We start from the raw sequence: 12,656 nt of genomic DNA, 5'->3' as shown, positions 1-12,656 counted from the left end.
CGCACGCACACGACGAACGCGCGCCACCCGAATGGGGGCGCGCGTTCTTCGTTCGAGGTACGGTCGCACGACGAGGAGGTCGCATGAAGATCACCGGAGCCGTGCTCGAAATCTCGGGCGCGCAACCGCCGTTCGCCAGGACGCACCCGTTCACGGTGGGCGAGCTCGAGCTCGACCCGCCCGGCATCGGGGAAGTGCTCGTGCGGATCGAGGCCGCGGGCGTGTGCCACTCCGACCTCAGCGTCGTCGACGGCAACCGCGTGCGCCCGGTCCCGATGCTGCTGGGGCACGAGGCCGCGGGCATCGTCGAGCGGCTCGGCGACGGCGTCGACGACCTCTCCGTGGGCGATCGCGTGGTCATGACGTTCCTGCCCCGCTGCGGCGAGTGCGACGGATGCCTCACCGAGGGGCGTCTGCCGTGCGCACCGGGCTCGGCGGCCAATGGCGCGGGCACGCTGCTCGGCGGCGGCATCCGTCTCCATCGTGAGCGTGCAGGCGAGCCGCAGGAGGTGCACCACCACCTCGGCGTCTCGGCGTTCGCCACGCACGCCGTGGTGAGCCGGGCGTCGGTCGCGCCGGTCGACGCCGACGTGCCGCCCGAGATCGCGGCGCTGCTGGGCTGCGCGGTGCTCACCGGCGGCGGGGCCGTCGTCAACGCCGGGCGCCCGGCAGCGGATGACCGCGTCATCGTGGTCGGCCTCGGCGGCGTCGGCATGGCGGCACTCCTCGTCGCGGTCGCGCTCGGCCACGAGGTGATCGGTATCGACACGCTGCCCTCGAAGCTCGCCGCCGCCCGCGATTGCGGGGCGAGTGAGGTGTTGACTCCCGCGGACGCGGTGGACCGCGGCATCCGTTCCCCCGTCGTCGTGGAGGCGGCCGGCGCCGCCCGTGCGTTCGAGACCGCGCTCGTTCTCACCGCGCCCGGCGGCACCACCGTCACGGTGGGGCTGCCCGCGCCCGACGCGCGCGCGAGCGTGTCGCCGCTGCAGCTGACGGCCGAAGCCCGCACCGTCGTCGGCAGCTACCTCGGCTCGGCGGTGCCGAGCCGAGACATCCCCCGGTTCGTCGGGCTGTGGCGGGCGGGACGCCTGCCGCTCGAGCGACTCGTCTCGTCCCGCATCAGCCTCGACGACCTCGACGCGGCCATGGACCGGCTCGCCGCGGGCGGCGAGCTGCGCCAGCTGATCACCTTCTGACCGGTCGACGGCCGCCCCGGCCGCGTCGGAGGGGCGCCGTAGGCTCAGGGCGTGGCCACCCTCGACGATCTGCGCGGCACCGCGGCCGGGCTGCCGGGCAGCGAAGAGCGGGCGACGACGGGCGGCGCCGCCTGGTTCGTGCGCGGCAAGCTCTACGCGTGGGAGTGCCACCCATGGCCGAGCATCCCCGACGACATGCGGGCGATCATCGCGTCCGAGCTCGTGGTCGGAGTGAAGGTCGCCGACCCCATCGACGCCCTTGCCCTCGTCGAGATGGAGCCCGACGTGTTCCTGCGAACGACGACGCCGTGGAGCGAACCGAAGGTCGCGTTCCGCATGGCCGGCATCGACGCCGAGCACCTCGCCGAGCTGGTCACCGAGGCGTGGCGCGTACAGGCACCGAAGTACCTGCGCCGCGCGTTCGACGGCGAGGCGGGTTAGGGCAGCGGGTCGTCGCCGCGACCCCACGCGATGGCGATCAGCCGGCGCAGCACGTCGAGGTCGATGTCGTCGAGCTTCTTCACGTACACGCAGCCCGCGCCCTCTGTGTACTTTCCGAGTTCCGGCAGCAGCGCGGCCCCGGCGGGCAGGTCTTTCAGTCCGTAGAGCGAGAGCTGCGCCTTGCGCGGCGAGAACGCGGTCTTCGGCCACTCGCCGTGCCGCTTGGGGTCAGACGGAGACACGTACCGATAGCTGCCGTACCCGACCATCGATGGGCCCCACATGACGGGGTCGACCCCGGTCACCTCGTGGAAGATGTCGGCGAGGGCCAGGCCGTCCTCGCGCCGCCGCTGCGGTGTCGCGGCCTCGAGGAATGCCGCCACGTCCGCATCCGTCGCCTGGGTCTTGATCTCGCTCACGCCGCCATTATGGCGCCGGACGATGGCGTCGGCCAGGATGGGCGTCGATCTCACCGCGAACAAAGGAGCCGAATCGATGACGAAGTACCTGATCTCGTTCCCGAGCGAAGCGATGGCCCTCAGCCCCGAGGATTTCCAGGCGGTATCGGACGCCTCGCACGCGGTCGTGCAGGAGGCGAAGGATGCCGGTGTCTGGGTGTTCGGCGGCGGCATCGACGAGACCGTCCCGCCGGTCATGGTCGACGGCGAAGGAACCGTGACGGAGGGTACGTATCCGCAGACGACGCAGCTCGAGGGCGGCTACACCGTGCTGGAGCTGCCGTCCCGTGAGGAGGCCGTGGAGTGGGCGCGGAAGATCGCCGTCGCATGCCGGTGCGCGCAGGAGCTGCGGGCGTTCCAGTACGACCCCGAAAGCTGAGTCGTCCGATACCCGCGACTCAGCCCGCGCTCCTCGCCTCCCCCGCCAGATGGCCGCCCACCGCGGAGATCGCGGGGGCGAAGAAGTAGCCGCCGCCCGTCGCCGTGACCCACTCGCGGTCGAGGACGAACCTCTTCGTCTCGCCGGATGGCGTGCGCACCTCGAACGACCGCTCGCGCGCCCCGTACACGTCGGCCTGGCCGATCACAGGGTCGTGCCCGCCGGCGTTGGGCTGCAGCGCGGAGTTCGCCCACCGCCGGGTGACGAACTCGAACTGGTCCTCGATCGAGGCCATGTGCGCGACGAAAACAAGACCGCGCTCGGCGGCGACGAGCTCGGGCGACGGATCGGTGACGCCCGCCAGCACCGGACCATACGGGATACCGCGCCGCAGCATGAGCCGCATCATCGTGTCGGCCGGGGCGCCGAAGTCGGTGCCGCTGTCGCGCGGGTTGACCTTGCGGATGTGCCCGGCCATCGGGCACACGTCGCCGAACACGTCGGCGCGCGCCTTCGGGTGGTCGTCGCCGCGGTAGCCGCCCTCGACGAGGCTCCGCGCCGGCGTCCAGGCGCGGGTGTCGTCGTCGAACTGGAAGTGGTTGTGGGCGAACTCGTCGCCGGCGAGGTCGAGGTCGTCGCGGCTCGGGGTCCGCGAGACGGGCGCGCCGCTGGGCCAGCGCCCGACCATCAGCGACGCGACGTGCACGGGATCGGTGCCGTACTCGGCGCCCGCCGCCGCGGCGAACTCCCAGAACGCGGGGACATCCTGCGCCAGGCGCCGGCACACGAGGTACGAGCCGTTGCGCGCCCAGTCGGGGAACGCGCCGTCGTCGGCCGCAGGGACGAGCGGATCGGCGGGGTCCTGCCGCGGCATCCCGAGCACGAACTGCCCGGGCCAGACGAGCGGCTGCCCCGCCTTGCCGAAGATGCGTGCGTGCGGGTTGCGCGGGTCGAGGTAGCGCGGGGCGAGCAGCTCGCCGTCGGCGGTCGCGCCGCGTACGCCGGGCTGCGAGACGCCGTCCTTGAAGCCGAAGTGCTCGTGGCCGCCGAGGTTCCCGGGCAGGTTCTCCCCCGCCTGGGCGAAGACGACCGAGACGCCGCTCCGGGCTGCCGCTTCGAGGATCACGGATGCCTCGGCCTCGGCATCCGCGGCGGCATCGGCCGCGACCGTCACGAGGAAGTCGGCCGCCGACTCCTCGCCTCCGACGCGCCAGTGGTCGCGATGCCCGGGTCTCGTGGGATCGGCGGGGTCACCGAGGTAGGTCGAGCGGGCGGCGAGCCCCTGCCGGAACGCCTCGTCGCTCATCTCGGCGAGCGCGTCGTCGCCGAGCAGCTTCGCGACTGCCGGCGCCGACAGCGCGAATGCGACCCACGTCGCGTTCGCGGTGGGTTCGGTCGCCCCCGTACGCAGTCGCTCCCGCCGGAACTCGCGCCGGAAGTCGAGCACCTCCTGCATGCTGCTGAGCCGCGGCGCGAGCCACCGCAGCCAGTCCCGGGCGCCCTCGACGTCGTCGATCCGCAGGAAGAGGAACCGCTGGTGATCCTTGTTGAACCCGGGAAGGACGTTGCCCTGGATGTCGGCGGTCGTCGCGGCGTCGAAGCGCGGCTCGCCCTCGGGAAAGCCAGCACCGTCGAGCGCGCGAGCCACGGTCGACGGTTCCGGCGCAGGCAGCTCGATGCCCGAGAGCCGCGGGACGGCAGCGGCCATCAGCCCCGCGAGCGCCTGGGCTCCCTCATCGCTCATGCGACCCCCCGCTCACGACGTGCGCCGACATCGTGATGTGCTCGGCGATCTGCCCGCCGAACTCGATCGGCCTGCCGCCGATGCGGATGTCGCCGACCACAAACCCCTCCCCTGCCGGCACCTCGTACGTCACCCGCAGAGCCGCACCGGCGGCGCCGCGATCGATCGTCCAGTAGTCGCCGACCGGCGTGCCGTCGGGCTTCGTCCAGCCGGAGTCGTCCCAGCCGATCATGTAGAGCCCGGGCGGGTCGGCCGTGGCGACGGAGAGCCCCTGACGAGACAGCGCCCACACGTCGAAGTTGATCCGGGCGTCGGCGCCGGTCGCCCGCGAGTACGGAAGCGCGTCGTATCCGTCCACGGCGTGCTGCGAGGGCTCGATCTCCTGCGAGACGCCGAGCAGATCGCCCATCGAGTTGATGGGCATGACGTAGTGCACGATGCCGTCCATCGTGTTCCACCGGTTCCGGGGCTCATAGTCACCACCACCCGGGAAGAGGTCGTCCTCGGCGACGTCGGGCGAGACGTGTCGGCGGTAGAGCGACAGCACGACGTCCGGGTGCACGGCGGCGAGCAGCATCCAATACTCCGGGGTCTCGGTGGTGAAAGTGACGCGCGCGATCTTGCCGTCGACCCTCTCGACGTGCCACTCGAGATACTCGATCTGCACATCGCGCGATTCCGCCGCGGCGTACGCGACCCGGCGGTCGTCACGGTGCTTCATCAGCAGCGGACGCGACAGCCCCGTCCACGTGATCGCGCGCTCGCGATCACGTCGCCCGGGACGCAGCACCGGGTTCACGTACCTGCCGCCCCCGCTGACCTCGGTCGCCGCGGCGATGAGCCCGCTGACCAGGTCGTGCCAATGCCCGGGGAAGGCCGAGCCGGGTCCCACGTCGTCGAGGTGAGCGGGAGCCGAGAACCGGGCCAGTTCCATGGTCGAGAAGCTAGCAGCGATTGCGCACAGACCGCGCCCGGACATTCCGACGGCGGCACATGACACTGAGTACTATTGATTGTGGGATTCAGTTCCACGAGAATCGGAGACCGCACCACCCGTCCTCGAGCCAGGAGTCCGATCGTGACCGACTTCCAGCCCCGCCCCGGCCAGCGCGTCGAGGGCTACGACGTCACCCGCCGCCGCGGAACCGACTACTACGCCGTGTTCGCCGACATCGCCGCGGCCGACCGCCAGGTGTGGGAGCGGGCCCAGGCGTACGTCGACGAGGTCGGCACGCGCATGCAGGACGCGTGGGACACCGGCGAGTACCCACTCGACATCGCGATGCGCGGCGGCGAGCTCGACCTCTTCAACGACGGCATCGTGCACCCGGCGCTGACGCGCTTCTCGCCGCTGGCGGCCGGCCTCGTGAACATGGAGATCTCGCGCGGCGACGGCTCGCTCGGCACGGTCCTCGCGGTGCAGGGCGGTCTGGCCCTGCGCACCCTCGCGCTGTTCGGCAGCGACGAGCAGCAGGCCCGCTGGCTCGTGCCGGTCGCACGCGGCGAGGTCGCCGCATCCTTCGCCCTCACCGAACCCGACCACGGATCCGACTCGGTCTCCCTCGAGACCGTGGCCCACTGGGACGCCACCACCCGGGAATGGGTGATCGACGGCGCGAAGAAGTGGATCGGCAACGGCGCCTCGGGCGGCATCACGTTCGTGTGGGCGCGCGTCGAAGCCGACGACGACGAGTTCCACGGTGCCGTGCGCTGCTTCCTCGTCACGCAGGACACCCCGGGCTACACCGGCACGGTGATACAGGGGAAGGCGTCGCTGCGCGGCATCCATCAGGCCCACATCGTGCTCGACGGCGTGCGCGTGCCGGCCGATGCCGTGCTGCCGGGCACGAAGAGCTTCAAGGATGCCTCGACCGTGCTGTACTCGACCCGCTCGGGTGTCGCGTGGTCGGCCCTCGGACACGCGACCGCGTGCTACGAGGCCGCGCTCGCGTACTCGCAGCAGCGGATCCAGTTCGGCAAGCCCCTCGCGAAGTTCCAGATGGTGCAGGAGCGCCTGGCGAACATGCTGGAGGAGCTCACCGCGATGCAGCTGTACTGCCGGTGGATGGCCGACCTCGAGGAGCGCGGCGAGCTGCGCCCGACCCAGGCGTCTCTGGCGAAGTACCACAACACCCGCGCCGCGCGCCGGATCGCGTCGACCGCGCGCGACATGCTCGGCGGCAACGGCATCCTGCTGGAGAACGGCGTGATGCAGCACCTCGCCGACATCGAGGCGATCCACACGTACGAGGGCACCGAGAGCGTGCAGGCGCTGCTCATCGGTCGCGACATCACCGGTATGAGCGCCTTCGCCTAGTCCTCCCGCGACTCGCGCGCAACCCGCACCGGCGGCGCCCCTTGCCCGCATACCCTCGGCGCATGGGACTGTTCCGCAACGACCCTCAGCGCGTCGTCCTCGACTCGCACGACGTCGAGCCGCGCGCGACACGAGCGCCGTGGAGCCTGTGGGCCGACGGCTTCGGCAGGCTCGGCATCCGCTGCGTCCAGATCCTGGTGGTCGTCACGGTGCTCACGGGCATCGTCTTCGCGATCCAGTACCTGACGCTGGTGACCATCCCCCTGATGATCGCGCTGATCCTCGCGTGCGCGTTCGCGCCGGTGATGGGATGGATGAGGCGGCGCGGCGTGCCGTCGCTGCTCGCCACCGTCATCGCACTGTTCGCCATCACCGTCCTGCTGGCGGGGGTGGGCTGGCTGATCGTGTGGGCGGTCCAGGACCAGTGGGATGAGCTCTACGCGCAGGCGGTCGACGGCAGCCAGGAGCTGATCGCGTGGGTGCAGACCCTGCCCTTCGCCCCGTCGCAGGATCAGCTCGACGACTGGCTCGCGACCGTGATCGACTTCGTCACCAGCGCCCAGTTCGGGTCCGGAGCTCTGCGCGGCGTCAACGCCGTCGTTAACTTCGTCACGGGGTTCGTGCTGATGGTCACGATCCTCTTCTTCTTCCTGAAGGACGGCCCGCAGATGTGGGAGTTCGTGCTTCGCCCGTTCCGCGGCGCGAACTACCTGCGGGCGGAGCGCATCGGCGACAAGACGGTGGGCGTGCTCGGCTCGTACATGCGGGGCACCGCGACGGTCGCGCTCGTCGACGCCGTCGGCATCCTCATCGGCCTGCTCATCCTGAACGTGCCGCTGGCGATCCCGCTCGCGGTGCTGACCTTCCTGCTGGCGTTCATCCCGATCGTCGGCGCCACGCTCGCGGGCATCATCGCCGCGCTGGTAGCGCTCGTGGCCAACGGCTGGGTCAACGCCCTTCTCGTCGTGGGCGTCGTGGTCCTGGTGAACCAGCTCGAGGGCAACTTCCTCCAGCCGGTGCTCATGGGCCGTTCGATGAAGCTGCACGCGTTCGTGATCCTCGTCGCACTGACCGTGGGCACGGTGCTCGGCGGCATCGTCGGTGCCGTGCTGGCCGTGCCGATCGCCGCCGCGGCCTGGGGAGCGGTGCAGGTGTGGGACGGTCCTGACCTCCCCGCCCGCTGGGCGCGCCCGAAACGTCCGGTGGCGGGCGGAGCACGCGCCTGAGGACCTGACCGCCGGGAATAGGGCACCCCACGCGCCGCACTAAGGTACCAGCGGTCGTCAAGACAAGGCGATCGCCCGATGAGGGGCTCCCGCCTTAGCGAGGAAAGTCATCACTGTCAGCACGAACCGGAACCGATCCGAGGCTCCGCCGCAGACAGGAGACACTCATGTACGACGTCACGTACGCCGGCCAGATCATCCACCAGCAGCGCGTCGACGAGCTCGTCCGCGAGCTCGAGTTCATGCGCTCTCACGCCGAGCGCGGCCAGACGCCCGCGCGCCCCGCCGGTCGGCCGCTGTCGGCATGGTTCCGCGGAATCCTCCACCACGGCGGGGGCGCCGCGGCCATCGCCGGCCACTGACCCGGCTTTCGCAGACCGGGGGGGCCGCACACCCCGAATCGTCCACGCGAGTGCGCACGCGGAGGGCGGAGCCGGCACCGGCTTCGCCCTCCTCCGTCGCGCGGGGATTCCGGATCTGAGGAGTCGGATGCTGCGAATAGGGCATCCGCCCGATGAGCGCCCCACCCCTTAGCGAGGACAGTCGTGCCTGTAAGGAAGGAGCCCGCCCTCGGCGGGCGGCCCGACAGGAGACGCACATGAACGACACGACGTACCTCGCCTCGATGCTCGACGCGCATCGCGCGGAAGACCTGCGTCGGGAGGTGACGCTGCTGGCGCAGCACGCGGAACGCGACGCCGCGTCGCACTCCACGCCGGCCGCACGGCACGCGTCGGCGGCAGCATCCGTCCACCATCGCTTCTGGTGGCCGCACCGCTCGGCGCGGCGCACGACGTTCGTCGCCACGCGATGAGGCTCCGCCGGCCTGGGGAAGGTGCCACGATATGACCATGCCCGCTCTCCCCTCGAGCCCGCGCATGGTCGGCCGGCACACCGAGCTCGCCGCCCTGCTGGAGGCGTACGACGACGGCGTGGGAGGAGTCCCGCGCACCGTCGTCGTGCGCGGCGAGGCGGGGGTCGGCAAGACGCGGCTGGTGCAGGAGTTCCTCGCGCTCGTCACCGCCGACCCGCTCGGAGCCCGGTCCAGCCTGAACGAGGAGCCTGTCATCGCCTTCGGACAGTGCGTGGACCTCGGGCCGATCGGCGCCCCGTTCGGGCCGGTGCGCCGGGTGCTGCGCGACCTGCATGCCGCCGTCGGCACCGACGCTCTGCGTGAGGCGGCAGGCTCCGCCGCGGCGATCACGAGCCTCGCCGCCCTCGTGCCGGGTATCGCCGACGAGACGCCCGAAGCCGAGGAGCCGGCGGGCGAGTTCGCCGAGGCGATCGAGGTGCTGCTCGAGCGGCTGTCGCAACGCCGCCACGTGGTCGTCGTGCTCGAAGACCTGCAGTGGGCGGATGCTGCCACCATGGCCCTGCTCAAGACCCTGGCCAGCACGCTCAGGGGTCGCAAGCTCACGATCGTCGCGACCTACCGTTCCGACGACATCGACCGCTTCCATCCCCTCCGCCCCGTGCTCGCCGAGCTCGACCGCACGCGCTCCGTCGTGCGCGTGGAGGTGACGCCGCTCACGCCGGACGAGGTCGCCGAGCAGGTCGCACAGCTGGCGAGCGGCATCGACCCGCGCGTCGTCGAGGCGCTCGCGGAGCGCAGCGGCGGCATCCCGTTCCTCGTCGAGGAGCTCGTCGATCTCGGCGACCGCGCCCTCCCCGACACCCTGCGTGAGCTCGTGCTCGCGCGTTACGCGCGCCTCGGTGACGATGCGCAGCAGACGATGCGCACGATGGCGGCCGGCGGCATGCACGTGGACGACGACGTGCTCGCGGCCGTGACCGCGCTCGACGATCGCGCGCACGACCACGCGCTGCGGGAGGCGGTCGACAGCCGCGTCGTCCTCGCCGACGGCGACGGCTACCGCTTCCGCCACGCCCTCACCCGCGAGGCCGTCGAAGGCGAGATGCTGCCGAGCGAACGCGTGCGTGTGCACCGCCGCTATGCCGAGCACCTGAGCGAGCATCGGGGCGAGTCGCCGGACGACGCGTCGGCGGTCGCCGAGCACTGGCTGGCCGCGCGCGACCTCCCCGCGGCGTTCGACGCGACCGTCGCGGCGCTGCGCCGATCGCGGTCCCGGTTCTCACCCGCGACGCGGGCGAAGCTGGCCGAGCGGCTGACGGAGCTCTGGGATCAGGTTCCGGATGCCGCGACCCGAGCCGGCACGACGCTTCCCGAACTGCATCTCGACGCCGCGCAGGCCTGGCATGACCTGGGTGATGCCGAGCGGTCGCTCCGCTCCGCGTCCGAGGGGCTCTGCGTGTGCCCCGACGACCCGGTCACGCGCGCCGCGCTCCTGCGTCAGCGCTTCGTGCAGACGTACAACCTCGAGCACCGTGGTCGCGGCGAGGATCTGGACGAGGCGGTCGCGCTCCTCGAAGATGTGGACGACCCTCGCGCGCGTGTCCTGCTGTCACGCGTGCTCACCAACATCGCGCTCGACGAACACGGCGAGGCGGCGGCGGCACACGCCGCGCGCGCGATCGCACTCGCCGACGAAGCCGGCGACGACGCCGCGCTCGCCGTCGCGCTGACGGTGGAAGCCTGGCGCATCGCGGGCGACGAGGGCGACGAGCCCCGGGCACTGGCCCCGCTCGAGCGAGCGGTGGGGCTTCGGCTCGATCCGACGATGCGGGCCTACGTGGGCAACGCCCTCACCGACATGCTGCTGCGCGTCGGGCGATTCGACGAGGCCGTCGTCGTCGGCACCCAGCACTACGAAGACATCACCCGGGCGGGCATCGAACGGGGATCAGGGCCGAGCCTGTCCTACGCACTGGCGCTCGCGCTGTTCGCGGCCGGGCGGCCCGAGAGCGCGCGACGGTACGCCCAGCGCGCTCGACGGCTGATGAATCCGCTGCATGGCGCGTCCATCGTGCGGCTGCTGGCTTCGCACCTGACCTGGGACGACCGCGACGCCGAGCGCGAGGAGCTCCTCGTGGCCGAACGCGCGACGATCGAGGACTCGCGCCGGCGCTACCCCGACAAGCACGGATGGTGGGCGGTCGAGCGCGCCGAGGCGCTGCTCACGCTGCGCGGAGCGAGCACCGCGGGCGAGGGGCTCGCCACGGTGCTGGCCGACGTGTTCGACATCGCGGACGGCGAAACCGGCACCCCCGCCGTGCGCCGCTACGCCGTCGTCACCGCAGCGCTCCTCACCCTCACCCCCGGTCGGCCCGTCGACCCCGAGCTTCGAGACCGACTCACCGGGAAGATCGAGTCGTGGCCCGATCACGAAGCGGCGCTGGCCCATGCCGAGTTCATCCGCGCGCTCCTCGCCGACGCCGAGAGCGCGTCTGCTGAACACCGGGTCGACGTGTGGCGCTCGCTGATCGACGCGCCCGCCGGCGGGCTGCTGACCGTCTGGCACCGGCAGGTCGCCCGCTGCCGCCTCGCCCTCGCACTGCTGGACGGCGGCCACCGCGATGCGGCGGCCACGCTCCTCGCGGACATCGTCGCCACGGCACCCGGCGAGGGTGTCGCCCGCATCGGCCGGTGGGCGGCGGAGCTTGCGGCGCGCGCCCGCCTCGCACCGGGTTCTTCGGACGCCGAGTCGTCGCACGGGGCCGTCGCGACCCTGACGCCGCGCGAACTGCAGGTGTGGGAGCTCATCGCCGAAGGCCTCACCAACCCGCAGATCGGCCAGCGCCTGTTCATCAGCCCGAAGACCGCGTCGGTGCACGTGTCGGCGATCCTCGCGAAGATCGGCGCCGCCAACCGCGCCGAGGCCGCCGCCCTCTACGCGGCCTCGGCGTCAGCACCGACCTCGGTCTGACGGGCGCACACCCGGGGTGTCGGGTGTCGGCGGGGAACGGCAGGATGAGACGCATGCCGTACGAGATCCCTGCGCCGATGCTCGCGAAGTCCGTGCCCGACGTTCCCGATCCGGCGAAGGTGGCGAGCGGGCTCAGCTACGAGCCGAAGTGGGACGGGTTCCGCGCGCTGATCTCGTGGGACGGCGAGAACGTCGAGATCGGGTCGCGCGGCGCGAAGCCACTGACGCGGTACTTCCCCGAGCTCGTCGAGGCGTTCAGCAGGCTGCTGCCCCAGCCGTGCCTGCTCGACGGCGAGATCGTCGTGCCGGTCGACCGCGACGGCCGGCGACGACTCGACTGGGAGTCGCTGTCTCAGCGGATCCACCCCGCGGCGTCCCGTGTGAACATGCTCGCCGAGACGACGCCCGCGATGTTCATCGCGTTCGACCTGCTCGCCGTGGGCGATCGCGACCTTCAGAACGAACCGTTCGGGACGCGGCGGCGGGCCCTCGTCGAGCTGCTGCGCGAGGTGCCCGATCCCGTGCACGTCACGCGCACGACCGACGACCCCGAGCTCGCGCGCCGCTGGCTCGCCGAGTTCGAGGGCGCCGGACTCGACGGCGTGGTCGCGAAGCCGCTCGACCAGCCGTATGCCCCGGGCAAGCGCACGATGTTCAAGATCAAGCACGCGCGCACGGCCGACGTGGTGGCGATGGGCTACCGCATCCACAAGTCCGGCGAGGGCGTGGGCTCGCTGCTCGTCGGGCTGTACTCCGACGATGGCACCCTCTATCCCGTCGGCGGCGTCGCCGCGTGGAGCAACGCTCGCCGGCTCGAGCTCATCGACGAGCTCGCCCCGCTCGTCGAGCGCGACGCCGACGGCGAAGCGCTGCGCGGCGAGGGCGAGAAGTCGCGCTTCCAGGCCGGCCGGGCCGACTCGTCGTTCGTGCGGCTGCGCCCCGAGCGCGTCCTCGAGGTGCGGTACGACCAACTCGAGGGGTGGCGCTTCCGCCACACCGTGCAGTTCGAGCGCTGGCGCCCCGACCGCGACCCGCGCTCGTGCACGTACGAGCAGCTCGAGGTGGTCGCCGCGTACGACTTGGCCGACGTGCTGGTCTGACTCCGGCGGC

Annotated in this window: 12 protein-coding genes; 9 read left to right on the top strand and 3 right to left on the bottom strand. The window is 71.8% G+C overall.

Annotated elements, in window-relative coordinates:
• The first annotated feature begins 83 nt into the window (after positions 1-83).
• A complete protein-coding gene (locus tag ACEYYH_RS05610; protein ID WP_374977275.1) occupies positions 84-1,196 on the top strand; it encodes an alcohol dehydrogenase catalytic domain-containing protein in 1,113 nt (370 codons plus the stop codon).
• A gap of 51 nt (positions 1,197-1,247) precedes the next feature.
• The gene (locus ACEYYH_RS05605; RefSeq protein WP_374977274.1) at positions 1,248-1,637 is read left to right on the top strand and encodes an MmcQ/YjbR family DNA-binding protein; all 390 of its coding nucleotides are present in this window, start codon (positions 1,248-1,250) and stop codon (positions 1,635-1,637) included.
• Here ACEYYH_RS05605 and ACEYYH_RS05600 read toward each other — a convergent pair.
• Positions 1,634-2,056, bottom strand: coding sequence for a DUF1801 domain-containing protein (locus ACEYYH_RS05600; protein WP_374977273.1), 423 nt, complete (start codon positions 2,054-2,056; stop codon positions 1,634-1,636). The two genes, ACEYYH_RS05605 and ACEYYH_RS05600, sit on opposite strands and share 4 nt — an antisense overlap.
• Positions 2,057-2,132: 76 nt before the next feature.
• Here ACEYYH_RS05600 and ACEYYH_RS05595 point away from each other — a divergent pair, with 76 nt between their 5' ends.
• On the top strand, positions 2,133-2,474 hold the full coding sequence (locus tag ACEYYH_RS05595; RefSeq protein WP_374977272.1) for a YciI family protein: 342 nt from the start codon (positions 2,133-2,135) through the stop codon (positions 2,472-2,474).
• Between the two features lie 19 nt (positions 2,475-2,493).
• On the opposite strand, the gene ACEYYH_RS05590 is transcribed toward ACEYYH_RS05595, so the two are convergent.
• Positions 2,494-4,218 (bottom strand): Dyp-type peroxidase, encoded by a 1,725-nt coding sequence (locus tag ACEYYH_RS05590; protein ID WP_374977271.1) that lies wholly within the window; start codon positions 4,216-4,218, stop codon positions 2,494-2,496.
• On the bottom strand, positions 4,208-5,152 hold the full coding sequence (locus tag ACEYYH_RS05585; protein WP_374977270.1) for a hypothetical protein: 945 nt from the start codon (positions 5,150-5,152) through the stop codon (positions 4,208-4,210). The genes ACEYYH_RS05590 and ACEYYH_RS05585 overlap by 11 nt, the downstream gene beginning before the upstream one ends.
• Positions 5,153-5,296: 144 nt before the next feature.
• On the opposite strand from ACEYYH_RS05585, the gene ACEYYH_RS05580 reads away from it, so the two are divergent.
• The 6 genes from ACEYYH_RS05580 to ACEYYH_RS05555 all read left to right on the top strand — a co-directional run bounded on the left by ACEYYH_RS05580 (position 5,297) and on the right by ACEYYH_RS05555 (position 12,646).
• On the top strand, positions 5,297-6,535 hold the full coding sequence (locus ACEYYH_RS05580; RefSeq protein WP_374977269.1) for an acyl-CoA dehydrogenase family protein: 1,239 nt from the start codon (positions 5,297-5,299) through the stop codon (positions 6,533-6,535).
• A gap of 62 nt (positions 6,536-6,597) precedes the next feature.
• Positions 6,598-7,761, top strand: coding sequence for an AI-2E family transporter (locus ACEYYH_RS05575; RefSeq protein WP_374977268.1), 1,164 nt, complete (start codon positions 6,598-6,600; stop codon positions 7,759-7,761).
• Positions 7,762-7,928: 167 nt separating this feature from the next.
• Entirely contained in the window at positions 7,929-8,123 is a 195-nt protein-coding gene (locus ACEYYH_RS05570) for a hypothetical protein (RefSeq protein WP_374977267.1), read from the top strand.
• 236 nt (positions 8,124-8,359) lie between these two features.
• Positions 8,360-8,575 carry a hypothetical protein gene (locus tag ACEYYH_RS05565; protein WP_374977266.1) on the top strand — a complete coding sequence of 72 codons (216 nt, stop codon included), beginning with the start codon at positions 8,360-8,362 and terminating at the stop codon, positions 8,573-8,575.
• 31 nt (positions 8,576-8,606) lie between these two features.
• Positions 8,607-11,546: an AAA family ATPase gene (locus ACEYYH_RS05560; RefSeq protein ID WP_374977265.1), complete on the top strand. Its 2,940-nt coding sequence runs from the start codon at positions 8,607-8,609 to the stop codon at positions 11,544-11,546.
• Positions 11,547-11,599: 53 nt separating this feature from the next.
• A complete protein-coding gene (locus tag ACEYYH_RS05555; protein WP_374977264.1) occupies positions 11,600-12,646 on the top strand; it encodes an ATP-dependent DNA ligase in 1,047 nt (348 codons plus the stop codon).
• Positions 12,647-12,656: the final 10 nt, after the last annotated feature.

The organism is Microbacterium trichothecenolyticum (assembly GCF_041938625.1).
In the GTDB taxonomy this organism is placed as follows: Bacteria; Actinomycetota; Actinomycetes; order Actinomycetales; family Microbacteriaceae; genus Microbacterium; species Microbacterium trichothecenolyticum_D.
The sequence above is the reverse complement of the archived record's forward strand: the minus strand, read 5'-3'. Positions and strand labels throughout refer to the sequence as shown.

Coding starts and splice junctions, on each gene's coding strand:
- ACEYYH_RS05610 (WP_374977275.1), top strand. CDS start 84: ATGAAGATCACCGGAGCCGTGCTCGAAATCTCGGGCGCGCAACCGCCG.
- ACEYYH_RS05595 (WP_374977272.1), top strand. CDS start 2,133: ATGACGAAGTACCTGATCTCGTTCCCGAGCGAAGCGATGGCCCTCAGC.
- ACEYYH_RS05590 (WP_374977271.1), bottom strand. CDS start 4,218: ATGAGCGATGAGGGAGCCCAGGCGCTCGCGGGGCTGATGGCCGCTGCC.
- ACEYYH_RS05585 (WP_374977270.1), bottom strand. CDS start 5,152: ATGGAACTGGCCCGGTTCTCGGCTCCCGCTCACCTCGACGACGTGGGA.
- ACEYYH_RS05575 (WP_374977268.1), top strand. CDS start 6,598: ATGGGACTGTTCCGCAACGACCCTCAGCGCGTCGTCCTCGACTCGCAC.
- ACEYYH_RS05570 (WP_374977267.1), top strand. CDS start 7,929: ATGTACGACGTCACGTACGCCGGCCAGATCATCCACCAGCAGCGCGTC.
- ACEYYH_RS05565 (WP_374977266.1), top strand. CDS start 8,360: ATGAACGACACGACGTACCTCGCCTCGATGCTCGACGCGCATCGCGCG.
- ACEYYH_RS05560 (WP_374977265.1), top strand. CDS start 8,607: ATGACCATGCCCGCTCTCCCCTCGAGCCCGCGCATGGTCGGCCGGCAC.
- ACEYYH_RS05555 (WP_374977264.1), top strand. CDS start 11,600: ATGCCGTACGAGATCCCTGCGCCGATGCTCGCGAAGTCCGTGCCCGAC.